Source organism: Erwinia persicina NBRC 102418 (assembly GCF_001571305.1).
GTDB lineage: Bacteria > Pseudomonadota > Gammaproteobacteria > Enterobacterales > Enterobacteriaceae > Erwinia > Erwinia persicina.
On record NZ_BCTN01000004.1, the window covers coordinates 20815 to 42701 of the forward strand.

Genomic DNA, 21887 nt, shown 5'->3' on the forward strand with positions numbered 1-21887 from the left:
GGATTAATAAAGGGAATTGAGGGAAAGAGACATGACACAACGAACGGCCTGACACCTCCTTAATTTAATTTATTCATAGGGTTTATTTTTTATTACCCTCACACAGCGATGACCAAAGATCGTTATGAATATTAATCTGCCTGACGGTGCGAATATCCATTAACTGTGCATCCTGCCCGTGTGTGTAGAGGGGAGAAAAAAGAGTACAGGACGAATCCGTCATTAATTCACTGCCGCCCGTCGACGTTGAATCGTGACTGCTGCAACTTACGACGAGCGTCAGCATCATTAAGGACAGCGTTAGCCGTTTGCACATTTTTTGCCTCCTCACTGTTATCCGCCTGTTTTTTTGCCACGGCAGCCATTTGCGTGACTTTGTTTTCTGCCGCCGCGACCTGCGCCTGTTGACGGGCTTTTCCCACCTGTTTACCGCCGAACCAGGCGGCACCCAACGCTACCAATAGTCCCCCCACCGCCAGCAGGGCCTGCCAGCCGCCGTTCAGTAAAAAAAGAAATGTGCTCATAGCTTGCCTCCGTTTAACTCATCACGCTGATCGTTAAGTTTTTTCTGGCGAATAAACTGCGCCATGACCGCCATCGCGACCATAAAGGCACCGATCATCCCGAGAAAGTTGTGCGGCAGACAGGATTTCACGTCCTCCGGCAGCGCCACCCAGGCATTCAGTGCGGCATCAGGAAACGACTGAACCCACGCGGTGAGTGCCGATCCTCCTGACGCCAGCCAGACTGACCAGGTTTTCACCAGCAGTCGCGCATGATCCACCAGCGCCACACGCCCAGACCGCGCTAACAGGCCGATAACCAGTGACACCGCCGCCACCAGCACGACAAAAAGGGTAAATTTCACAGGACCTCCTGATAGCTTTTATAGGTTCCACTGCGCATCACTTCAGCATGACGCCGTGCCCGCCCGGGCGTTTGTCGTGCCCACAGACTGTCGAGCATCGATTCGGCTGCACCGGCAAAATCTCCGTCGGCCACCCTTTGCAGGGTCTGTTTAAAAGCAGACAGGCCCTGGGTACCCAATTGATAGGCCATGCTGTACAGCACATCAGCACGCGGCGGGCTGCACTGCCGCAGCGCAGCCTGAATCGCGGGTTGCCTGAGCATCTCGTCATTCTGGCGATCCAGCAGGGCCTGCATCCAGACCTCTCCGACCTTTCGTGGTACAGCGAAGAGATAATTATTGAGTGCGGCACCGGCAGGCCCGATCTTTATTCCGCAGCCCACCGTTGGAAAACCTTCCGTATCGCGGTAAGGGCGCTCTTTATAGCCTTCTTCAAACAGCAGAATCTGAATAATTTTACTCACGGCTCACCTCGCTGACAGAGAATTAAAAAAGCGTGCTGACGCACCCGGCTGAATAACAGCCGTTATTAAAGACATTTTCAGTAAAAAGAAAATAAATAAGAGGAATTAAAAACTGGAATATTAACAGTGTGGATCAGAAAATGCGTACGCAATACATAGAGGGATATTATTTTTTCGCTTGCCTTCAAACTGTGCTTATTCACTCACCTTCAGTCAGTTATTTCACACTCAAGCCGGCACTCCAGCGCGCTTAATACGCCACAGACAAATCCTTCAGCCGTCTGAATTTGTTTACGCACGGTGCCATCCGCGCAGCGGCGGCGGCGGGCAATCGATCGCAGGGAAATTTGATAGAGGTAATGGGCGACCAGAATATCGTGCTGTTCTTTATTCACCTTCATCAGCCTGCTGATACAGCCGTCGAGGATCATACCGTCGTTATCGCTACAGACGGGACGTTTCACACCACGGGCATGGACCAGCCCCCTGAAACCGGCAGCAACCGATGCGTAACCCAGCCCATGCTGACCTGCCGCCGCCCACCCTCCCCAGCGCTCCAGTAGCATTTTGATATCTCGCATTATCTGCTCCTCTGTATTGATCAGGATCCGCACTGACGCGTTGCCAGCCTGTTTCATCAGTTAACACCACGACACTGACTGCCTGATGAAAGCTGGCAGCGAGTGAATAGCGTCACCTGACGTTCGTCTGGAGGGCGTACATCCCCCCCTGAAAAGTGAGCCAGCGATTAGGCTGGACGGCCTGATTGATAAAGAGCGGTGAAATAATTTCGCCAGGACAAGGCAGGCAGGGCCTTCCACTGCCACACTATCGTTAAATATCGCATTTAAAATGGCCCTGATCCTGCGTCAAATGAAGGGGAGTTCAGGGCCATTCGCAACACACCCTGCCCCCTTTCACACCAGACGACCTCACGGTTTTCGGCAGGATGAGAAATCGAATCAATACTAATAGGTATAGATTAAACATAATTAATAGCAAATGTTATTACAAAAAATAATAGCAAAGCGTGTTTGACGAAAAATACGCGTCGCTATAAATTCTGGTATATGAAACCGAATACACTTGCCTGGCGGCTAAACATGGCGATGACCATGATGGGAATTACACAAGGTGCTCTGGCCAAAGCATCGGGCGTGTCACAGCCTACAATATGGCGCTTGACGAAAGGTGAGGCTGAGGGGTCCCGCAAGCTGGTGGATATTGCCAGGGCGCTGGATATCAACGTGGAATGGCTGGCTAACGGCACGGGCGAGATGCGTGGGACGGTGGTTTCAGGCCCCGCAGATAAAGTGAAAAGTGGCACTACAGTGCCCCTCTGGGATGCGGGCGGAAAAACCAGTGAACAGGTTAGCGTCCCTAACGGCGTTAAGGCGAAAAAAAGCTGGCGAGCCTATGTCCTTGACCGCAACAGCGGTTGCGCAGAAGCCACCGCTGGCAGCATCGTGATTATCGACTGCGATGTACCAGTTGAATCTGGAGATTTAGTCATTGCTCTGGTGAATGGCCGCCTCTCCGTTTACCGTTATCTTGAAGGCCCTTCCAACGGTTTTTTAACCGTCGACGACCCCCGACTGCCCGCTGTAGAACTGTCCGGTGACGTCCTGCTTATTGGCGTCGCTATCTTCCTGATCCGCGATTTACGGCGGTAATCACTGACATCCTGCTCCGGCAGGATCGTCTCCTCGTAGTGACCGCCAGACACCCTGAACAACACAGATACCATCAGTTTTTCCTCGCGGTAAACCATCAACGCCCTCACATCATGACCCTGACAGTGTTCGTCTATCGATATAACTGAATAGATTAGTAAAGCTTTTGACATCTTCGCCATTAAACTGACAATTAATGACAATAAAATATTTAAAATCAACGTTTTCAATACAATGCAACGATAGCACAGGTTATTTAACTCATAACCATTGATATTGATAATAACCCTGGCTATCGTTTTTAAAGACATAAAACATCAGCAGTGCTTAGGGGACGCTCCCCATCACCCACCGGGGATCAGATCGCTGCTTCCTGTCACGGAGGTTTTTATGGCAACAATATTCTGGAAAACGGCGGCCCCCTTCGGGACCTGTCGCAGCCGTTATAAAGCACGACGAGCGGAAGTCGTTGCCGCCCGACAGCGTGAAAAAAAGCTGCTGCGGAAAATCGGGGCACTGCTGAGTGAACAACCCGGGGTGACGTTAAGCCAGAAAATGCGCAGGACATGTGCAGAGGGAAACCGCTGCCCTCACTGCGACCTACCCGCTACGCATAACCGGACGGCCTGCTCATTTTGCCGGGCGGCAATGAAGATCATCAAGGAAGCGTAGAAAGCAGGTGAGAGATTCAGTCTGGTGATACGGCAGATTGGGGTAATCGCTATGCGCTGATGAAGAAACGGCCGTCCGGGAGTGCGATAATTTCCCTGAAGCGATGCCTGCTGTCACTGCAGGATTTTACAGACGGGTTACAGACATATCACCCCCGGATAGAGGGGGGTACGCTTTCAGAGCAGGGAGGGGAGCCTGCTGCTGGCCTCCCCGCCCTGCTAAAAATAATCAGTACACCGCGTCTTCCAGCACCTGATGGATCACCGCTGAAAGCTGACTAATCTCAAATTTTGCCACATAACCGTTCGCGCCGACCTTGCGCACGTGGTCTTCGTTAGCACTTCCTGAAAGAGAAGAATGGATGACCACCGGCAACCCTTTCAGGTTGTGATCGCTTTTGATATTACGGGTCAGCGTAAAGCCATCCATCTCCGGCATTTCAAGGTCGGTTAACACCAGCGCAATTTTGTCATGGATGGAGATGCCCTCCTCCTGCGCTTCACGATAGAGTTTTTTAATTTTTTCCCACGCTTCCAGGCCCGTAGTGTGCATCTCTGCCGGGATGCCCATGGCTTTCAACCCCTGCTCCAGCATCTGTCGAGCCACCTTCGAGTCTTCCGCTACAATAGCAATCGCCCCCGGCTTCAGCTTGAAGGTTTTCACCTTGATGTCATCTTCTTTCACTTCGCGAACAGAAGGAATGACATCATGCAGGATCTGCTCAACGTCCAGCACCATCGCCATGTTGTTGTCGTTATCAAGGCAGGCGATACTGGTAATGTTGCGCGTGCTGACGCCGGACTCCGCCGCATGGACCTGGCTCCAGTCCAGACGAACAATATCGTCCACAGACTCCACAGCAAACGCCTGCGTGCTGCGGGCATACTCAGTGACCAGCAGCAGATTCAGCCCGGTAGTCGGCGTACAACCTGCCACTGCTGGCAGGTCGATGACCGGGATCAGCTGGCCGCGGATATTGGCCATACCAAGCAGGGGTGACTTCATACCTGCTGCGCGGGTAATGGTGGTCATCGGCACAATTTCACGCAGCTTGAATACGTTAATGCCGAATAACTCGGGCTTATCTTCCTGATGAGCAGACCCCAGACGGAATAACAAAAGTTCGAACTTGTTCGATAATGCGAGATTCGCTCTCTCGTCTATCTCTTTTTGAAAGTTATCCATGTCTACCTCAAGGTGATGATTCATTGTTATCAGCCGGCGCGGGACAGCACGCGCTCAGGAACGCTGTTGAAAGTTATCGGCAGTGGCAGGGAAAAATACAGGGGCATTTTGCAGGATTTGTGACCGGGGGAGATAAATGTGCACAGCATGATGAGGGAAATTGGCGTTAGCCTTAATCTGGCAAAAAACGTCACTCCGACCAGGACGGGCACGGATGGTGAAAGGGTTGGCGGCTTGAGGCTGCGTGCTGTTCTTCGATATCAGATCGCCCTGACAGGAATGAGAAAAAGTCATTCGGTCAGAATAGCCCGTTACGCCATGCTGACGTCAGGCAGTTTCCCCGGGTTATGGGGCGTGGAGGCTGAAAACGATGATGCGCGATTAAGCCTGATGAACCCGACAGCTTACGAGTTTGCCCCACTGATGCCCCAGAGTCACACGGGATAGCAACCTACCTGTTAATTTTAGTAGGTTATGATTTCTACACCTGCATGTTCATGATGTCGCTGTACGCACTGACCAGCTTGTTACGCACCTGAATCCCCATTTGCATAGAGACGCTGGACTTCTGCATATCGACCATGACGTCATTCAGCGAAACCCCCTCTTTACCCATCTGGAAATCCTGTGCCTGGGCACGTGATTCCGTCTGGACTTCGCTGATCTTGTTCAGCGCGGCTTTCAGCTCTGCACCAAAATCTGCCGTTGACGCACTGTCCGCGCCTTTGCCACCCGCCGCCTGCATTGCCGTGGTCTGCAGTGCCTGCATTACACCTTCAATACCCTGAATAGCCATGAATTCCCCCGAACGAACGATGTAGTGATTACGATTGCTGACAAACTTAACACAATGTCAATAAGACAAAGCCGCTAAATAGCCGCATAAATCACACCTTATCCAGCCATCGATTTTCTCGTTTCAGAAAATAATGGCACTCCATTGAGGTGGAAATTTTTTAAGCCAGCGCATCAGGGAGTCAGTTTTGTTACGACACTACACGCAGCAGTCCGGTCAACTGTCAGGCAGGAACGAGTCATGAATGCAACTGTCACGCAGGATAATCCAGAGAAGAAAGGTCTGAATGACCTGTTCGCTCGCCTACGCGCAAACCCCCGCATCCCGATTATTGTCGCGGCGGCCGCGGTTGTTGCCATCATCATTGCGATGGTGCTGTGGGCTAAGCAGCCAGATTATCGCGTTCTTTTTAGCAACCTCAGCAATGAGGATGGCGGCACTATCGTCACGCAGCTGACCCAGATGAACGTACCTTATAAGTTCGACGATCAGGGTGGCGCGCTATTGGTTCCTGCCGCACAGGTACACGAACTGCGCCTGCGCCTCGCTTCACAGGGTTTACCGAAAGGTGGCGCTGTGGGCTTTGAGCTGCTGGATAAAGAGAAGTTTGGTATCAGCCAGTTTAGCGAACAGATTAACTACCAGCGGGCGCTGGAAGGTGAACTGTCACGCACTATCGAAACGCTCGGCCCGGTGAAAAGTGCCCGCGTCCACCTGGCCATGCCGAAACCCACGCTGTTCGTGCGCGAACAGAAATCACCTTCTGCCTCCGTAACCCTGGCCCTGCAGCCGGGTCGGGCGCTTGATGAAGGCCAGATCAACGCGGTTGTACATATGGTGTCCAGCAGCGTCGCGGGGATGCCCCCGGGTAATGTGACCGTCGTTGACCAGGCCGGTCGCCTGCTGACTCAGAACGATCCAACCGGGCGTGACCTCAATGACACCCAGTTGAAATATGCCAGTGACGTAGAAACACGTTATCAGCAGCGTATTGAAACCATCCTCGGCCCGATTGTCGGTAACGGTAATGTTCATGCGCAGGTCACCGCGCAAATCGACTTCAATAAGCGTGAGCAGACGGACGAGCAGTACAAACCCAACAGCAACCCTGACCAGCAGGCCATTCGCTCACGCCAGACCAGCGACAGCGAACAACTGGGTGGTCAGTACCCTGGCGGCGTTCCGGGTGCCCTGTCAAACCAGCCGGCACCGGCCAACGCAGGCCCGGTTACTACGCCAAATAACAATGCAAACAATGCGAACGCCAATAATGCGAATGGCGCAGGCGCCAATACGGCGAACAACGCAGCGGCGAATGCAGCGACGTCAACGGCACAGAAAACCGTCCCGTCCAATACCCGTAGCGATAACACGACGAACTATGAAGTCAACCGCACCATCCTGCACACCAAGATGAATGTCGGTGAAGTACAGCGTCTGTCGGTAGCTGTGGTCGTCAACTACCGTACGGATGCCGCCGGTAAGCCGGTGGCACTGAATGAAGCACAGATTAAACAGATTGAAGACCTCACCCGTGAAGCGATGGGCTTCTCGGAACAGCGTGGAGACAGCCTGAACGTCGTCAACTCGCCGTTTACCGCCAACGAAGACCTGGGCGATGACCTGCCATTCTGGAAACAGCCGGCATTTATCGAGCAGATGTTTGAAGCGGGCCGCTGGTTACTGGTGCTGATTGTCGCCTTCATCCTGTACCGCAAACTGGTACGCCCACAGCTGCGTCGCCGGGCTGAGCAGGAGAAAGCAGCGCTTGAAGCAGCATCTGTGGCTGCGGCACGCCGCGCTGAAGATGAAGAGTCCGGTATCTCCGTCAAGCTGTCGAAAGATGAACTTGATCAGGAACGTAAATCTCAGCACCGCATGAGTGCTGAGGTCATGAGCCAGCGTATTCGTGAGATGTCAGAAAATGACCCACGCGTTGTTGCTCTGGTTATTCGCCAGTGGATGAAGGACGAACTATGAGTCTCACCGGTACTGAAAAAAGCGCCATTCTGATGATGACGATTGGTGAAGATCGCGCGGCCGAGGTGTTCAAACACCTCGACTCCCGCGAGGTGCAGCATCTCAGCTCTGCCATCTCCAACATGCGTCAGGTGTCTCATAAGCAGCTGACCGACGTGCTGCGCGAATTTGAAATTGATGCGGAACAGTATGCGGCCCTGAGCCTCAACTCCAATGACTACCTGCGCTCGGTACTGATCAAGGCGCTGGGCGAAGAGAAAGCCTCCACCCTGCTGGAAGATATTCTCGAAACGCGCGAAACCACCTCCGGGATGGACACGCTCAACTTTATGGAACCTCAGGCGGCTGCCGACCTGATCCGCGACGAACATCCGCAGATCATCGCCACCATCCTGGTTCACCTGAAGCGTGGCCAGGCGGCCGATATTCTGGCCCAGTTCGACGAGCGTCTGCGTCACGACGTGATGCTGCGTATTGCCACCTTCGGTGGCGTACAGCCAGCGGCGCTGGCAGAACTGACCGAAGTGCTCAATGGCCTGCTGGATGGTCAGAATCTCAAGCGTGCGAAGATGGGCGGTGTACGTACCGCGGCCGAGATTATCAACCTGATGAAAACACAGCAGGAAGAAGCGGTTATCGAAGCGGTTCGCGAGTTCGACGGCGAGCTGGCACAAAAAATCATCGACGAAATGTTCCTGTTCGAAAACCTCGTCGAAGTGGACGATCGCAGCATCCAGCGCCTGTTGCAGGAAGTGGAATCCGAATCGCTGCTGGTGGCGCTGAAAGGCTCCGAACAGCCACTGCGCGAGAAGTTCCTGCGCAACATGTCGCAGCGTGCAGCCGATATTCTGCGCGACGACCTCGCCAACCGTGGCCCGATGCGTATGTCTGCGGTCGAAAACGAACAGAAAGCGATTCTGTTGATTGTCCGTCGTCTGGCCGAAAGTGGCGAGATGGTGATTGGTGGCAGCGAGGAAACTTATGTCTGATAACGCTTCCCTGCCCTGGCAGCGCTGGCAGCCCAACGATCTGGCAAGCCTGGACCGGCCGCTGATCGAAGAGCTGGTGTTACCCGACGTCACAGAAGATCCGGTCGATGAGCAGCAGTTTCAGTTAGAACAGCTTCAGGCCCAGGTGCGCAACGAAGCCCAGGGTCTGGGCTATGCGGAAGGCCAGCAGCGCGGTTTTGCTGAAGGCCAGAAAGCCGGCTATGACGCCGGATTCCAGCAGGGACTGGCTGATGCCCAGCAGCAGCAGGCGCCTTTACAGGCGCGGATGCAGCAACTGGTTTCAGAGTTTCATCACACGCTGGAAGCGCTGGACAGTGTTATCGCTTCACGCCTGATGCAGCTGGCACTGGAGGCGGCGCGCCAGGTCATTGGTCAGGCCCCGCACGTTGATGGCACCGCCCTGCACCGTCAGATTCAGGGCATGCTGCAGCAGGAACCCATGTTCAGCGGCAAACCGACGCTGCGCGTCCATCCGGACGATCTGCCGCGCGTGGAAACCACGCTGGGCGCCACGCTCAGTCTGCACGGCTGGCGTCTGCTGGGTGACAGCACCATCCACCCCGGCGGCTGCAAGGTCAGCGCCGAGGATGGCGATCTGGATGCCAGTATTGCGACTCGCTGGCACGAACTGTGCCGGCTGGCCGCACCGGGAGAATTGTAATGACCACTCGCCTGTCGCGCTGGCTTGGCGTACTCGACAATTTCGAAAAGCGTCTGGCTCAGGTGCCGGACGTCCGTCGTTATGGTCGCCTGATCCGCGCCACCGGCCTGGTACTGGAAGCCACGGGCTTACAGCTGCCGCTGGGTGCCACCTGCGTCATTGAACGTCACGACAGCCAGGGCGTCAGTGAAGTCGAAAGTGAAGTGGTCGGTTTTAACGGCCAGAAACTGCTGCTGATGCCGCTGGAAGAGGTCGAAGGGATCCTGCCCGGTGCCCGCGTCTATGCACGTATTGCAGGCGATAAGCAGAACAGCGGTAAGCAGATGATGCTGGGGCCGGAGCTGCTTGGACGCGTGCTGGACGGAAGCGGACGCCCGCTGGACGGCCTGCCTGCGCCGGAAACCGGCTATCGTGCGCCGCTGAATACGCCCCCGTTTAACCCGTTACAGCGTACCCCGATTACGGACGTTCTCGATACCGGCGTACGGGCAATCAATGCCCTGCTGACCGTCGGACGCGGCCAGCGCATGGGCCTGTTTGCGGGCTCTGGCGTCGGGAAAAGCGTGCTGCTGGGCATGATGGCCCGCTACACCAAAGCCGATGTGATTGTTGTTGGCCTGATCGGTGAACGTGGCCGTGAAGTGAAAGACTTTATTGAGAATATTCTCGGTACAGAGGGCCGTGCCCGTTCGGTGGTGATTGCCGCGCCGGCCGATGTCTCTCCTTTATTACGTATGCAGGGGGCATCTTACGCCACACGTATTGCCGAAGATTTTCGCGATCGCGGTCAGCATGTCCTGCTGATCATGGACTCACTGACCCGCTATGCCATGGCCCAGCGTGAAATTGCGCTGGCCATCGGTGAACCTCCGGCCACCAAAGGCTATCCACCGTCCGTATTTGCCAAACTGCCGGCACTGGTGGAGCGCGCCGGGAACGGTATCGACGGCGGCGGCTCGATTACCGCTTTCTATACCGTACTGACCGAAGGGGATGACCAGCAGGATCCGATTGCTGACTCCGCCCGCGCCATCCTTGATGGTCATATCGTTCTGTCACGCCGCCTGGCGGAATCCGGTCACTATCCGGCTATTGATATTGAAGCCTCGATCAGCCGTGTAATGGCGCATCTGATCGATGACACCCACTACGCGCGGGTTCGCCAGTTTAAACAGCTGCTGTCCAGCTACCAGCGGAACCGCGATCTGGTCAGCGTGGGGGCCTATGCCGCCGGTACCGACCCGACGCTGGACAAAGCGATCAAGCTGTATCCCGAGCTGGAAGCGTTTCTGCAGCAGGGCATGTTTGAGCGCAGTACCTTCGACGATGCCAGTCTGCATCTGCAGGCCATTTTTGGTTAAGTTTCATCTGACAACGCATCACGCCCTGCTGCGTGACGCCGCCTGACTGGAGGCTTTATGACAAAGACCGTTTCTGCTATCGACACGCTGCGCGACCTTGCGCATAAAGACGTGGAAAAAGCCGCCATTCAGTTAGGTGACGTACGTCGCGCACAAAAACAGGCCGATGAGCAGCTGACCATGCTGCTTAATTATCAGGATGAGTACCGTAAAAATCTCAACACCACCATGAGCGAAGGGATTGCCAGCACCCGCTGGTACAACTATCACCAGTTTATTCAGACGCTGGAAAACGCGATAGAGCAACATCGCCAGCAGCTGCTGCACTGGAATACCCGGGTGGAGAACGCGCTGCGCCTGTGGCGCGACAAACAGCAGCGGTTGCATGCCTACGAGACACTACAGTCCCGTGCCCTTGCGACCGCTCTCTTACAAGAAAACCGTCTCGATCAGAAGCGGAATGATGAATTTGCCCAACGGGCATCACAGAGGAAAGGCGAATGATTACCTTACCAACGGCAGCCACGGCGACGAATGCCAGCGCCAAAACCACCCCCACCGGCGAGGCCCGCGAAAGCGACCTGAGCAATGCCGGTGGCGACGCACTTACTGGCGGCGAGACCTCACAACAGGGGTTTATCACCCTGCTGGGTAACCATCTTTTATCGCTGGCCCAACAGGGCAGCGGCGGTGTGGTGAAAGAAAATATCGGTGAAACCGCGGATGCGGATGGCAAAACCGCTAAAAAACCGGGGATCAGCGATCTGCTGGCTGCACTGGATAAACCCGAAGCGCTCACCGCGCTGTTGCATCCGCAGAAGGGCCAGGTTGACGCGAAAGAAGACGTGCTGAAAGACGAGAAAGAGACGCCTGCGGTGGTCCTCAGCGATAGCGACCTTCAGGCGTTGCAGGCACTTTACGCGATGTTACCGAATAACCCAGCCGTTCCTGTTGCCACTGCGGCAGCAAAAAGTAGCGACCTGCTGTCCACCGGGCTGAATAAAAGCGATAAGCAGTCGGCCCTGAACGCGTTAAGCGCGGCGTTAGGCAAGGGAAAAGGTGAAGAAGGGGAAGATACTGCTGCGCAGTCAAAAAATAGTGATAGCGCACTTTTGGTTCCTGTTAGTGCAAAATCTTCCGATAGCGTCGGCGCGGCCAAAACGTCAGTAAATCCGGCGGCTAACCCTATCGACTCAGCTTTTCAGCAGGTTATGAGCAATGTCAGCAAAGATATCGATAAAGAAAATTCAAGTTCTGCCCCTGCTGCGACGATAACCAATAATGTGATCAGTACCGCGTCTTCATTACTTACGCCGACCTCAACCTCGGTCGTGAGTGCACCGGCAACTCCTATGCTGAATTCTCAGCTGGGCAGTCCGGAATGGCAGCAGGCACTGGGACAACAGATCCTGATGTTCAGTCGCAACGGGCAACAGACCGCCGAATTGCATCTGCATCCGCAGGACCTGGGCAGTATCCAGATCAGTTTGAAACTGGATAACGACCAGGCCCAGCTGAGTATGGTGTCGAATCAGAGCCAGGTCAGGGCAGCACTGGAGGCAGCAATGCCTCAACTGCGCGCCTCGCTGGCTGAAAGCGGCATCAATCTGGGTCAAAGTAATGTCAGTAGCGATGCTTTCCAGCAGGGCCAGTCCTTTACCGGCCAGCAGGAACAGCAGCGCAATAACAACGGAAGCCCGTTTAGTCTTGCTAATGAAAATGACAGTGATGTGACGCCAATTGCCGTACCTGCCGCCCTGCAGGCGCGCGCAGCCGGCTCCAATGCTGTTGATATTTTCGCCTGACGGTAACAAACGCGTAAGCTGATGGCAAAACTCGCGTCTTTTCTGCCTATTGTTTGGCGCAAGACAAGGGATAATTTGCTCATAACGCCGTGGGACAGTGGATTACGTGGCACCGCCCCCGAAAATAATCACAGGAAGTTACAGCTAATATGACTGATAACGCTAAAGCCAAAAGCGGCAAACGTAAGCTCCTGATACCGGTGTTACTTATTGTGACTCTGGTCGCTTGCAGCGTGGCGGGCTATACAGTCTGGCGCATGATGAAAACTCCGGCCGATGCCGCTGCGGCAGCCAAGCCGGAGCCACCACCTGTGCCGGTATTTTTTGCTCTGGATACTTTTACGGTTAACTTGATCAATCCCGACAACGATCCGGATCGTGTGCTCTACGTAGGATTTACCCTGCGTTTGCCCGACGAAGAAACGCGTCGTCGTATGAATGATTATCTGCCGGAAGTCCGTAGTCGTCTGCTGCTGTTGCTTTCGCGTCAAAGTGCCTCGGCGTTAGCGAATGAGCAAGGTAAGCAGGAATTAATGAAACAGATAAAACAGGTACTGGCACCTCCGCTGGTGCAGGGACAACCACAGCAGGTCGTGACGGATGTTCTTTTCACGGCCTTCATACTGCGGTGATGTAAATTTATGGGCGATAGCATTCTTTCTCAGGCAGAAATTGACGCACTACTCAATGGCGACAGCGATAGTGCGACAGAAGATAAGGTCAGTAGCGGCGGCGAAAGCGACATTCGCCCCTATGATCCCAATACGCAGCGCCGCGTCGTTCGTGAGCGTCTGCAGGCACTGGAGATCATTAACGAACGTTTTGCGCGTTCTTATCGTATGGCGCTGTTTAACCTGCTGCGCCGCAGCCCGGATATTTCGGTCGGCGCGATTAAGATTCAGCCATACCATGAGTTCGCCCGTAATTTGCCGGTGCCAACTAACCTTAACCTTATCCACCTCAAGCCGCTGCGTGGCACGGCACTGGTGGTATTCTCGCCGAGTCTGGTGTTTATCGCCGTAGATAACCTGTTTGGGGGGGATGGTCGTTTCCCGACGAAAGTGGAAGGACGCGAATTCACCCACACCGAGCAACGTGTTATCCGTCGTATGCTGAAGCTGGCACTGGACGGCTACAGCGATGCCTGGAAACCTATCTACCCGCTGGACGTGGAATACGTTCGTTCTGAGATGCAGGTGAAATTCACCAATATCACCACCTCGCCTAACGATATCGTAGTCACTACGCCTTTCCAGGTTGAGATTGGTAACCTGACGGGTGAATTTAATATCTGCATCCCCTTCAGCATGATCGAACCGCTGCGTGAAACGCTGGTTAATCCCCCGCTGGAAAATTCACGTAGCGAAGATGAAAACTGGCGTGACACCCTGGTCAAACAGGTTCAGCACTCAGAGCTGGAACTGGTGGCCAATTTTGCCGAAGTGTCGATGAGAATTTCACGTCTGCTGGCGCTGAAGCCGGGTGACGTATTACCGATTGAAAAACCTGACCGCATCATCGCCCATGTCGATGGCGTGCCGGTGTTGACCAGCCAGTACGGAACGCTGAATAAGCAGTACGCCCTGCGCGTGGAACACCTGATCAACCCGATTTTGAATTCGCTGAATGAGGAACAGCCCGATGAGTGATACGAATAAGCCGTCCGATGACGACATCTCTGCGGACGACCTGTGGGCTGACGCAATGAATGAACAGGTGAAGTCGACCTCCACTGAAGGCGTTTTTAAATCGCTGGATTTGGGTGATGTCTCCGGGTCTGTGCAGGATATCGATATGATTATGGATATCCCGGTCAAACTGACCGTCGAGCTGGGTCGCACCAAAATGACCATCAAAGAGCTGCTGCGTCTTTCGCAGGGTTCAGTCGTTGCGCTGGACGGATTAGCGGGTGAACCGCTGGATATTCTGATTAACGGATACCTTATTGCTCAGGGTGAAGTCGTGGTCGTCGCCGATAAATATGGCGTACGCATCACCGACATTATTACCCCGACTGAACGTATGCGTCGTCTGAGCCGCTAAATGAATACCACCCAGCATCAGCCGGTCACTCCCGCGCCGGCCATTTCTACTGGCTCCATGCTCACCCAGGTGAGCAGCGTACTGGCAGCGATTATTCTTCTTATTCTCGCCTGCGCCTGGCTGGCCAAACGGCTGGGTTTTGCCTCGCGACGTGCCGGCAGCAAAACGCTGAATATCAGTGCAAGCTGCTCGTTGGGACAGCGTGAACGCGTGGTGATTGTCGATGTTGATAATGCGCGTCTGGTGCTGGGCGTCACTGCCCAGCAGATCACTCACCTGCATACCCTGCCTGCCAGCCCCGCGCCGGAAGAGACTGACGCCACTGAGCCTAAGCCCGATTTCCGTCTGGTGCTGCAGTCATTAATGAAAAGCACCGGAAAGAAAAAATGAAACGCATCCTTCCACTGCTGCTGCTCAGTTTGCTGATGCTGGCTCCCGATGTCTATGCCCAGTTACCTGGCCTGGTCAGTAAACCGATGCCTGGCGGTGGCCAGAGCTGGTCACTGCCAGTACAGACGCTGGTGTTTATCACCTCGCTGACATTCCTGCCGGCCATTTTGCTGATGATGACCAGTTTTACACGCATCATTATCGTTTTCGGCCTGTTACGTAACGCACTGGGCACACCCTCAGCACCGCCGAACCAGGTATTGCTCGGCCTGTCACTGTTCCTGACCTTCTTTATTATGAGTCCGGTGTTCGACAAAATTTATACCGACGCTTATCTGCCCTTCAGTGAAGATAAGATCAGCATGCAGGATGCTATCGAAAAAGGTGCCCAGCCGCTGCGTGAATTTATGCTACGACAGACGCGTGAAGCCGACCTGGCACTGTTTGCTCGCCTGGCCAATACGCCACCGCTTGCCGGACCGGAAGCCGTTCCGATGCGTATTCTGCTGCCAGCCTATGTGACCAGCGAGCTGAAAACCGCTTTCCAGATTGGCTTTACCGTTTTTATTCCTTTCCTGATTATCGACCTGGTGGTGGCCAGCGTGCTGATGGCGCTGGGGATGATGATGGTGCCGCCCGCGACCATATCACTGCCCTTTAAGCTTATGCTGTTTGTGTTGGTGGATGGCTGGCAGTTACTGGTCGGTTCGCTGGCCCAGAGTTTTTATTCCTGACACGGAGCCACAATAATGACACCTGAATCGGTAATGGTAATGGGGCACGAGGCCATGAAGATTGCGCTGGCTCTGGCCGCCCCGCTGCTGCTGGCTGCACTGGTCAGCGGGCTATTGATCAGCCTGCTGCAGGCTGCAACACAGATCAACGAACAAACGCTTTCCTTTATCCCGAAGATCCTGGCCGTGGTGACCACCATCGTGATTGCCGGCCCATGGATGCTCAATCTGGTACTCGATTATATGCGTACGCTGTTCAGCAACCTGCCTTATACGATCGGATAATGATTCTTTTTGACAGTAGTCAACTTCTGTTCTGGATCAGTCAGCTTTTCTGGCCCCTCGCCCGCGTGCTGGCGCTGATCATGACAGCCCCGATCCTCAATGAAAAAGCAATCAGCCGCAAAGTTAAAATCGGCCTGGGTGTGATGATTACCTGGGTCCTGGTGCCTTCATTACCGCCGACGACGGTCACGCTGTTCTCCGTCGGTGGCTTCTGGCTGTTGATTCAGCAAATACTGATTGGCGTAGCCATCGGTTTTACGATGCAGTTCGCCTTCGCTGCCGTGCGAACGGCGGGGGAAGTGATTGGTTTGCAGATGGGACTGTCCTTTGCGACCTTCTTCGATCCTGGCAGCCGTCTGAACATGCCGGTTCTGGCACGCTTTCTGGACATGCTGGCCATGCTACTGTTTCTGTCTTTCAACGGCCATTTATGGTTAATCTCGATGGTGGCAGACAGTTTTCATACCTTACCCATCGGCGGAGAACCCCTTAACGGCAATGCCTTTATGGTTCTGACCAAGGCGGCCAGTCTGATTTTCCTTAATGGTATGAGATTAGCGTTACCGTTAATCACTCTGCTCCTCACCTTAAACCTGGCCCTGGGTTTGTTAAACCGCGTTTCACCACAACTGTCCGTTTTCGCCATCGGCTTCCCGGTCACCTTATCAATCGGTATGGTGTTTATCATCCTGATGATGCCTCTGCTTGGCCCTTTCTGCGAACATCTGTTCAGTGAAGTGTTCGATTTACTGGCCACGCTCCTCAGTGAATTACCCGGTAAGTAATCTTACCTATTTCCCGTTTCCCACAAAAGCATTGTTAAGCAATCAAAATACATTGGTGTATTTTTCACCCGATTATTTGCAGAATTTCCTTAAGGAAATTCTGATAAATGCGCCTGTGCGATGAAAATTATTCTTATTAAAACCCAGTTAGCGTATTTTAACCCCTCAAACCGATGATTTGTTGCGAAAGAGTTAACGGTTAAAAAACACTCAACCAACTGTTTTTTATGGAATTTTTATTTTTCGCGGTTTATCTTGTTTTAAAATACATTTTACGGCATTGTCAATGCTCTCCGCAGGCATACACTTTCGGAGAATGAATGTTTTTAAGAATCGTCCTATCCGAGTTTTCTGTTTTCTGCGCGATAGTGTGTAAAAGCAGGCGGAAAACTACTTAAAATGCTGTTTTAAGTCAGATTAGTAAGCAGAAATCTTGCTTGCAGGCTGACTGTGGTACACAGGCAGGTTATCGCCGCGCCAAAACTCAAATTACCTGCCAGCAAGGACGAATCAGTACCCTCGCCATCAATGGCAAAGCTTTGCTAATGCTGGGTAAACATAACAAGATCGTGAATACAGAACTCTTGCACTCGTACCGAACGCGCGTAATTCATCGTTGATTTAAACGGATAACAAATTGGTGAGGGTCGCTATTATGCCAACGATTATTATGGATTCATGTAACTATACACGGCTGGGTTTAACTGACTATATGGCAGTAAAAGGGGTTAAAAAGAAAAATATAACCTCGGTGAATGACATAGAACAGTTACAAATTAAATGCCAGCAACTACAACCGGGTGTGGTTTTTATTAATGAAGATTGCTTCATCCATGAATCCGATGCCAGTCAGCGAATCAGAAACATTATTATGCAACACCCTGATACGCTGTTCTTCATATTTATGGCCATCTCCAATATCCATTTTGAGGAATACCTCTACGTTCGTAAGAACTTGATTATTACATCAAAATCGATAAAGCCTTCAACACTGGATTCTCTACTGAGTAGCTATTTTCAAAAAAACCTCAATGTCTCACCTCGCTATACTTCAGGCTTCGAGGTACATCCACTGACGCTGAGTCAGACCGAATCGAACATGCTTAAAATGTGGATGTCTGGTCATGACACCATACAGATTTCAGACAAAATGCAAATAAAAGCAAAAACAGTGTCATCGCACAAAGGTAATATCAAACGTAAAATAAAAACTCACAATAAGCAGGTTATTTATCATGTTGTTCGTTTAACTGATAACGTTACCAGCGGTATTTATGTCAATGTAAGATAATATTTCTGAGAAGCTGGCTGACGTCGGCTTCTCTGCCTTCCTGCACAAAAAGCTCATTTTGTGAGCCTGCTCTCAATTACAGTCCTAATCCTTTTCATCACAATGCCGATGCTTTCAAGACGACCGGAGTGTTCCTTCGTCCCTATCTGAATGAGAGCAAAGGATATGAAACAACAACAACAATCTCACGAACAACAGGCCATCAGCTTCTGGCAGCATCTGCGTCTGGTTCCTTTGTTTGCCACTATTCTTGGTGGAATTTTGCTACTTTTCGCCCTGTGTATTGGCCTCGCCAGTTATTTTCTAATCCAGAGTAATCAGTCACTGAACGATGTGACTGAAGAGATCCAGATTCGCACCGCGCTCTCAAACAGCTCCAACCACCTGCGCACAGCCCGCCTGACCGTTATCCACGCCGGGGCTTCTGCGCGCATTGGTGAAATGGACGAGTTTAAGGCCAATCTGGCAACCACCGACAAGCGCATCAAGATGGCGCGAGACAGTTTTAATGTGTACCTGAATCGCCCGGTGAAAACGCCGGCAGGGGAAGCGCTGGATGTCGACCTGAAAAAACGCTTTGAAGCCTATATCACTCAGGGACTGGTACCGATGGTCAAAAGTGCCAGCGATGGCAGCTTCGAAGGGGTCATTGCCCAGGAAACCGACTACACCCGGAAACTGGACGACGCCTATAATGAACTGCTGTTTAAAGCCATTAAACTGCGTACTGAACGCGCTGAAGGACTGAATGCCGCCGCGAAATCTCAGACTCACTTCGGATTCATCATGATGGCGGGTGCCTTTGGTCTTGCGCTGCTGTTAACACTGGCAACCTTTATTTTCCTGCGCCGCGTGGTGATTACGCCCTTACGTCAGGCGGTCGAACGCATCGAGCACATTTCTCGTGGCGATCTGACTGCCCCGTTGCAAAGCTGGGGACGCAGTGAGATTGGCAGTCTGGGGAATAACCTGCAACTGATGCAGCAGGCGTTAGTGAAAACCGTAGGAACGGTTCGGGAAGGTGCTGTGGCAATTTATCAGGGATCGAGTGAAATCTCCGCCGGTAATACTGACCTGTCATCGCGAACCGAACAGCAGGCCTCAGCGCTGGAACAGACCGCTGCCAGCATGGAAGAGCTGACCGCGACAGTCAAACAGAACGCCGAAAACGCGCACCACGCCAGCCAACTGGCCTCTGATGCCTCCGGTAAAGCCCGTCAGGGGGGCGATATTGTCACGGGGGTTGTGAATACCATGAACAATATCTCCACCAGCTCGAAGAAAATTGCTGAAATCACCACGGTGATCAACAGTATCGCCTTCCAGACCAATATTCTGGCTCTGAATGCGGCCGTTGAAGCCGCCAGAGCCGGAGAGCAGGGACGCGGTTTTGCCGTCGTCGCCAGCGAAGTCCGCAACCTGGCGCAGCGCAGCGCAGGCGCGGCAAAAGAGATCGAAGGGCTGATTTCTGAGTCCGTGGATTTAATCGGTAAGGGATCATCGCAGGTCGGTCAGGCGGGTAACACGATGAGTGAAATTGTCGATGCCGTGCGACGCGTAACCGATATCATGGCAGAAATTGCCGCAGCGTCGGACGAGCAGAGTAAGGGGATCCAGCAGGTCAGCATGGCGGTGACTGAAATGGACAACGTCACTCAGCAGAACGCCTCTCTGGTTGAGGAAGCGTCTTCCGCTGCCGCCTCGCTTGAAGAACAGGCTGCACGTCTGACACAGGCGGTTTCTGCGTTTAAGTTGAGCGCTGGCCCCGCAACGCCGGTAAAAACCCGTGAAGTCAGCGGTAAACCTGCTGTTCTGGCTGCAGCGCGACCAGCCCTGGCGAGCAGCAATGACCACTGGGAAACGTTCTGATAAAAACGGGGGCTGACCAGGAAGGGATGCGATGAGTCTCAGGACTGCGCATCGTCGGGGGCGACCGTCAAAGGCTCGCCCCCTGTGCGTTTGTTACGGGTGAGGTTCCACGAAAATCCCGTCGTGGTGCCCCATCTCATTGAAGAACCAAATTCCCAGCGGATAGTCTTCCAGCGCCACCAGATACATGGTGCCCTCGCTGAAGTCTTCCACGGCCAGCACTGTCCCCTCCCGGCGTGGCCCGCCGTCGGTTTTCACCGTTACCCTGTCATTGACCTGCATCGATCCTCCTGCGCAATTTTTTGGCCTAGTTTACCCGAAAACCTTATAAAGCACAGGGTCTGCGTTGAGCATCAACGACGCGCAATCACCCATACCGCATGAACGATCCCAGGAATATAGCCGCAGAGCGTCAGCAGAATATTCAACCAGAAGGCACCGCCAAATCCGACCTGCATAAATACGCCCAGTGGGGGTAACAGAATCGCAATTACAATTCGTAAAAAGTCCATAAATTCTCCATTATCTGTTTTATCTTACGGGGTTACCCGAACCCAGAGTATAGCCAGTGAATTTTATCTCGCCGTCATCTGCGGGTAAAAGTGGGTAAATCCTGCACCCGACCCGGCAGATATTTTCACTTTCTTTACGTGACCGGGCGAGACTTCTGACAGCTGGCCGCTCTACCATTGACTGACTGCACCAACCTCTAAGGGCAGCGCAAAGTAACAAGGATTTTTGCCCGCGCAGCGCGGGCTTTTTTTCGCCCGTTACCTACGGCACCCTTCGCTCTTACACCGACTCACCGGCGACAGGCAAAAAAAATCCCAACCAGTCTGGCCGGGATAACATGCTGCTCACAGGAAATGAATTTCGCTACTACCGGGAATTCTACAACCTGATCAGGTTAACGCGGCAGCCAGCCAGGATTAGTCTTATAATACACGCAAGGTTGTACAAAAATACAAATCACGTACAAGAATAGTCGGTCTGACCTGCGCCAGCATTGCTTTTTCCTTTCATACGGAATAGTCACCTCCGTCATTTAATGCCCTATTTTTTAAGATAATTCCTGGAATGTCGGTGGGGTGCCCGAACTCGTCACCGTTATCCTGCTGGCCGACATCCCTGAACTATACTCTGTCATCACAGGATCAGGTTCCACGCCTTCGGCGCAGTGACATCACTTTGAGGTATTGCTTATGCTCACATTGCAGGATCCACTGATGATTGTTACCGATCTCGACGGTTCGCTGCTGGATCATCACACTTATCAGTGGGAGGCCGCTGAACCCTGGCTGACACGATTGCAGGCACATCAGATCCCGCTGGTGATCTGCTCCAGTAAAACGGCGGCAGAAATTATTCCTATCCAGCAGTCGCTGGGACTGAAGGACGCGCCGTTTATTGCCGAGAACGGGGCACAGGTCGTACTGAACAGCACCGATCCGTTGCCCCCCTATCCGGGTAATGTGCGCTATGACTATCCCGCCCTGTGTGGGCTGTTACAGCAGCTGAAGCAGCAATTCGGATTCAAATTTACCGGCTTTGGTGAGGTCACGGAGAAAGAGGTCGCTGACTGGACGGGTCTGACGCCGCAGCAGGCCACGCTTGCCCGCCAGCGCCAGGCATCTGAAAGCCTTATCTGGCGCGACAGCGAAGTGCAGTTTGCACGGTTCTGCGGGCAGCTGGAAGAGCGGGGTCTGACCGTCGTGCAGGGGGGGCGCTTCTGGCACGTTATGCCTGCGGGAAGCAGCAAGGGAGCAGCCCTGGGCTGGCTGCTGGAGCACAGCCGCCGGACTGGCACAGAACGCATCACCCTTGGGCTGGGAGATGGCCCTAATGATGCTCCAATGCTCGACAGTGTTGACTATGCCGTGGTGATCAAAGGCTACAGCAAGAATCCGGTGCTTTTACAGCGTCAGGATAAACATCATATTTATCATACCGCGAACTTTGGCCCGGTGGGCTGGAGCGAAGGGCTTGCGCATTTTATCACTCAGTGAACTGGGATG

General features: G+C 53.3%; 25 protein-coding genes. 17 read left to right on the forward strand and 8 right to left on the reverse strand.

Going from position 1 to position 21887, the window contains the following annotated elements:
• Nucleotides 1–227 precede the first annotated feature (227 nt).
• The 4 genes from EPE01S_RS05915 to EPE01S_RS05930 all read right to left on the reverse strand — a co-directional run bounded on the left by EPE01S_RS05915 (nucleotide 228) and on the right by EPE01S_RS05930 (nucleotide 1913).
• Nucleotides 228–524: a hypothetical protein gene (locus tag EPE01S_RS05915; RefSeq protein ID WP_062743685.1), complete on the reverse strand. Its 297-nt coding sequence runs from the start codon at nucleotides 522–524 to the stop codon at nucleotides 228–230.
• The gene (locus EPE01S_RS05920; protein ID WP_194716092.1) at nucleotides 521–844 is read right to left on the reverse strand and encodes a DUF7940 domain-containing protein; all 324 of its coding nucleotides are present in this window, start codon (nucleotides 842–844) and stop codon (nucleotides 521–523) included. The genes EPE01S_RS05915 and EPE01S_RS05920 overlap by 4 nt, the downstream gene beginning before the upstream one ends.
• A 20-nt stretch (nucleotides 845–864) precedes the next feature.
• On the reverse strand, nucleotides 865–1332 hold the full coding sequence (locus EPE01S_RS05925) for a glycoside hydrolase family protein (RefSeq protein ID WP_062743687.1): 468 nt from the start codon (nucleotides 1330–1332) through the stop codon (nucleotides 865–867).
• A gap of 209 nt (nucleotides 1333–1541) precedes the next feature.
• The gene (locus EPE01S_RS05930; RefSeq protein ID WP_062743888.1) at nucleotides 1542–1913 is read right to left on the reverse strand and encodes an antiterminator Q family protein; all 372 of its coding nucleotides are present in this window, start codon (nucleotides 1911–1913) and stop codon (nucleotides 1542–1544) included.
• 522 nt (nucleotides 1914–2435) lie between these two features.
• On the opposite strand from EPE01S_RS05930, the gene EPE01S_RS05935 reads away from it, so the two are divergent.
• A complete protein-coding gene (locus tag EPE01S_RS05935) occupies nucleotides 2436–3005 on the forward strand; it encodes a helix-turn-helix domain-containing protein (protein WP_240343603.1) in 570 nt (189 codons plus the stop codon).
• 900 nt (nucleotides 3006–3905) lie between these two features.
• Here EPE01S_RS05935 and EPE01S_RS05945 read toward each other — a convergent pair.
• Complete coding sequence (locus EPE01S_RS05945; RefSeq protein ID WP_062743689.1) at nucleotides 3906–4862, reverse strand: chemotaxis protein; 957 nt, start codon at nucleotides 4860–4862, stop codon at nucleotides 3906–3908.
• 481 nt (nucleotides 4863–5343) lie between these two features.
• On the reverse strand, nucleotides 5344–5658 hold the full coding sequence (gene fliE / locus EPE01S_RS05955; RefSeq protein ID WP_062743691.1) for a flagellar hook-basal body complex protein FliE: 315 nt from the start codon (nucleotides 5656–5658) through the stop codon (nucleotides 5344–5346).
• 240 nt (nucleotides 5659–5898) lie between these two features.
• On the opposite strand from fliE, the gene fliF reads away from it, so the two are divergent.
• The 15 genes from fliF (at nucleotide 5899) to EPE01S_RS06030 (ending at nucleotide 19872) form a co-directional block, all read left to right on the forward strand.
• Nucleotides 5899–7638: a flagellar basal-body MS-ring/collar protein FliF gene (fliF, locus tag EPE01S_RS05960; RefSeq protein WP_062743692.1), complete on the forward strand. Its 1740-nt coding sequence runs from the start codon at nucleotides 5899–5901 to the stop codon at nucleotides 7636–7638.
• Nucleotides 7635–8627, forward strand: a complete 993-nt coding sequence (gene fliG / locus EPE01S_RS05965; protein ID WP_062743693.1) for a flagellar motor switch protein FliG — start codon at nucleotides 7635–7637, stop codon at nucleotides 8625–8627. The genes fliF and fliG overlap by 4 nt, the downstream gene beginning before the upstream one ends.
• The gene (fliH, locus tag EPE01S_RS05970; protein ID WP_062743694.1) at nucleotides 8620–9309 is read left to right on the forward strand and encodes a flagellar assembly protein FliH; all 690 of its coding nucleotides are present in this window, start codon (nucleotides 8620–8622) and stop codon (nucleotides 9307–9309) included. Before fliG ends, fliH begins: the two co-directional genes overlap by 8 nt.
• Nucleotides 9309–10670, forward strand: coding sequence for a flagellar protein export ATPase FliI (gene fliI, locus EPE01S_RS05975; protein WP_062743695.1), 1362 nt, complete (start codon nucleotides 9309–9311; stop codon nucleotides 10668–10670). Before fliH ends, fliI begins: the two co-directional genes overlap by 1 nt.
• A gap of 57 nt (nucleotides 10671–10727) precedes the next feature.
• Nucleotides 10728–11174, forward strand: a complete 447-nt coding sequence (gene fliJ / locus EPE01S_RS05980) for a flagellar export protein FliJ (RefSeq protein WP_062743696.1) — start codon at nucleotides 10728–10730, stop codon at nucleotides 11172–11174.
• Nucleotides 11171–12475, forward strand: a complete 1305-nt coding sequence (locus EPE01S_RS05985) for a flagellar hook-length control protein FliK (RefSeq protein ID WP_062743697.1) — start codon at nucleotides 11171–11173, stop codon at nucleotides 12473–12475. Before fliJ ends, EPE01S_RS05985 begins: the two co-directional genes overlap by 4 nt.
• Before the next feature lie 149 nt (nucleotides 12476–12624).
• Complete coding sequence (gene fliL / locus EPE01S_RS05990) at nucleotides 12625–13107, forward strand: flagellar basal body-associated protein FliL (RefSeq protein ID WP_062743698.1); 483 nt, start codon at nucleotides 12625–12627, stop codon at nucleotides 13105–13107.
• A gap of 9 nt (nucleotides 13108–13116) precedes the next feature.
• Nucleotides 13117–14124 carry a flagellar motor switch protein FliM gene (gene fliM / locus EPE01S_RS05995; RefSeq protein WP_062743699.1) on the forward strand — a complete coding sequence of 336 codons (1008 nt, stop codon included), beginning with the start codon at nucleotides 13117–13119 and terminating at the stop codon, nucleotides 14122–14124.
• The gene (fliN, locus tag EPE01S_RS06000) at nucleotides 14117–14518 is read left to right on the forward strand and encodes a flagellar motor switch protein FliN (protein WP_062743700.1); all 402 of its coding nucleotides are present in this window, start codon (nucleotides 14117–14119) and stop codon (nucleotides 14516–14518) included. The genes fliM and fliN overlap by 8 nt, the downstream gene beginning before the upstream one ends.
• Nucleotides 14519–14908 carry a flagellar biosynthetic protein FliO gene (gene fliO / locus EPE01S_RS06005; RefSeq protein WP_062743701.1) on the forward strand — a complete coding sequence of 130 codons (390 nt, stop codon included), beginning with the start codon at nucleotides 14519–14521 and terminating at the stop codon, nucleotides 14906–14908. It begins immediately after the preceding gene.
• A complete protein-coding gene (fliP, locus tag EPE01S_RS06010; RefSeq protein WP_062743702.1) occupies nucleotides 14905–15642 on the forward strand; it encodes a flagellar type III secretion system pore protein FliP in 738 nt (245 codons plus the stop codon). The genes fliO and fliP overlap by 4 nt, the downstream gene beginning before the upstream one ends.
• 15 nt (nucleotides 15643–15657) lie before the next feature.
• Nucleotides 15658–15927, forward strand: coding sequence for a flagellar biosynthesis protein FliQ (gene fliQ, locus EPE01S_RS06015; RefSeq protein ID WP_062743703.1), 270 nt, complete (start codon nucleotides 15658–15660; stop codon nucleotides 15925–15927).
• Nucleotides 15927–16712 (forward strand): flagellar biosynthetic protein FliR, encoded by a 786-nt coding sequence (gene fliR, locus EPE01S_RS06020; protein ID WP_062743704.1) that lies wholly within the window; start codon nucleotides 15927–15929, stop codon nucleotides 16710–16712. The genes fliQ and fliR overlap by 1 nt, the downstream gene beginning before the upstream one ends.
• Nucleotides 16713–17367: 655 nt before the next feature.
• Nucleotides 17368–18003, forward strand: a complete 636-nt coding sequence (rcsA, locus tag EPE01S_RS06025) for a transcriptional regulator RcsA (RefSeq protein ID WP_062743705.1) — start codon at nucleotides 17368–17370, stop codon at nucleotides 18001–18003.
• A gap of 165 nt (nucleotides 18004–18168) precedes the next feature.
• Nucleotides 18169–19872 (forward strand): methyl-accepting chemotaxis protein, encoded by a 1704-nt coding sequence (locus tag EPE01S_RS06030; RefSeq protein WP_062743706.1) that lies wholly within the window; start codon nucleotides 18169–18171, stop codon nucleotides 19870–19872.
• A 93-nt stretch (nucleotides 19873–19965) separates the two neighbouring features.
• On the opposite strand, the gene dsrB is transcribed toward EPE01S_RS06030, so the two are convergent.
• Entirely contained in the window at nucleotides 19966–20154 is a 189-nt protein-coding gene (dsrB, locus tag EPE01S_RS06035; RefSeq protein WP_062743707.1) for a protein DsrB, read from the reverse strand.
• A 71-nt stretch (nucleotides 20155–20225) separates the two neighbouring features.
• Nucleotides 20226–20384, reverse strand: coding sequence for a YqaE/Pmp3 family membrane protein (locus tag EPE01S_RS22785; RefSeq protein WP_017800079.1), 159 nt, complete (start codon nucleotides 20382–20384; stop codon nucleotides 20226–20228).
• Between the two features lie 690 nt (nucleotides 20385–21074).
• Between EPE01S_RS22785 and EPE01S_RS06040 the strand changes: the two genes are divergently transcribed.
• Nucleotides 21075–21878, forward strand: coding sequence for a mannosyl-3-phosphoglycerate phosphatase-related protein (locus tag EPE01S_RS06040; protein WP_062743708.1), 804 nt, complete (start codon nucleotides 21075–21077; stop codon nucleotides 21876–21878).
• Nucleotides 21879–21887: the final 9 nt, after the last annotated feature.

Excerpts from the sequence above, each read along its gene's own strand:
- EPE01S_RS22785 (WP_017800079.1), bottom strand. The coding sequence starts at position 20,384 with ATGGACTTTTTACGAATTGTAATTGCGATTCTGTTACCCCCACTGGGC.
- fliI (WP_062743695.1), top strand. The coding sequence starts at position 9,309 with ATGACCACTCGCCTGTCGCGCTGGCTTGGCGTACTCGACAATTTCGAA.
- fliJ (WP_062743696.1), top strand. The coding sequence starts at position 10,728 with ATGACAAAGACCGTTTCTGCTATCGACACGCTGCGCGACCTTGCGCAT.
- EPE01S_RS05935 (WP_240343603.1), top strand. The coding sequence starts at position 2,436 with ATGGCGATGACCATGATGGGAATTACACAAGGTGCTCTGGCCAAAGCA.
- fliF (WP_062743692.1), top strand. The coding sequence starts at position 5,899 with ATGAATGCAACTGTCACGCAGGATAATCCAGAGAAGAAAGGTCTGAAT.
- fliP (WP_062743702.1), top strand. The coding sequence starts at position 14,905 with ATGAAACGCATCCTTCCACTGCTGCTGCTCAGTTTGCTGATGCTGGCT.
- rcsA (WP_062743705.1), top strand. The coding sequence starts at position 17,368 with ATGCCAACGATTATTATGGATTCATGTAACTATACACGGCTGGGTTTA.
- fliH (WP_062743694.1), top strand. The coding sequence starts at position 8,620 with ATGTCTGATAACGCTTCCCTGCCCTGGCAGCGCTGGCAGCCCAACGAT.
- fliO (WP_062743701.1), top strand. The coding sequence starts at position 14,519 with ATGAATACCACCCAGCATCAGCCGGTCACTCCCGCGCCGGCCATTTCT.
- fliL (WP_062743698.1), top strand. The coding sequence starts at position 12,625 with ATGACTGATAACGCTAAAGCCAAAAGCGGCAAACGTAAGCTCCTGATA.
- EPE01S_RS06030 (WP_062743706.1), top strand. The coding sequence starts at position 18,169 with ATGAAACAACAACAACAATCTCACGAACAACAGGCCATCAGCTTCTGG.
- EPE01S_RS05915 (WP_062743685.1), bottom strand. The coding sequence starts at position 524 with ATGAGCACATTTCTTTTTTTACTGAACGGCGGCTGGCAGGCCCTGCTG.
- EPE01S_RS05945 (WP_062743689.1), bottom strand. The coding sequence starts at position 4,862 with ATGGATAACTTTCAAAAAGAGATAGACGAGAGAGCGAATCTCGCATTA.
- EPE01S_RS05930 (WP_062743888.1), bottom strand. The coding sequence starts at position 1,913 with ATGCGAGATATCAAAATGCTACTGGAGCGCTGGGGAGGGTGGGCGGCG.
- dsrB (WP_062743707.1), bottom strand. The coding sequence starts at position 20,154 with ATGCAGGTCAATGACAGGGTAACGGTGAAAACCGACGGCGGGCCACGC.
- fliE (WP_062743691.1), bottom strand. The coding sequence starts at position 5,658 with ATGGCTATTCAGGGTATTGAAGGTGTAATGCAGGCACTGCAGACCACG.
- fliR (WP_062743704.1), top strand. The coding sequence starts at position 15,927 with ATGATTCTTTTTGACAGTAGTCAACTTCTGTTCTGGATCAGTCAGCTT.
- EPE01S_RS05985 (WP_062743697.1), top strand. The coding sequence starts at position 11,171 with ATGATTACCTTACCAACGGCAGCCACGGCGACGAATGCCAGCGCCAAA.
- fliG (WP_062743693.1), top strand. The coding sequence starts at position 7,635 with ATGAGTCTCACCGGTACTGAAAAAAGCGCCATTCTGATGATGACGATT.
- fliQ (WP_062743703.1), top strand. The coding sequence starts at position 15,658 with ATGACACCTGAATCGGTAATGGTAATGGGGCACGAGGCCATGAAGATT.
- fliN (WP_062743700.1), top strand. The coding sequence starts at position 14,117 with ATGAGTGATACGAATAAGCCGTCCGATGACGACATCTCTGCGGACGAC.
- fliM (WP_062743699.1), top strand. The coding sequence starts at position 13,117 with ATGGGCGATAGCATTCTTTCTCAGGCAGAAATTGACGCACTACTCAAT.
- EPE01S_RS06040 (WP_062743708.1), top strand. The coding sequence starts at position 21,075 with ATGCTCACATTGCAGGATCCACTGATGATTGTTACCGATCTCGACGGT.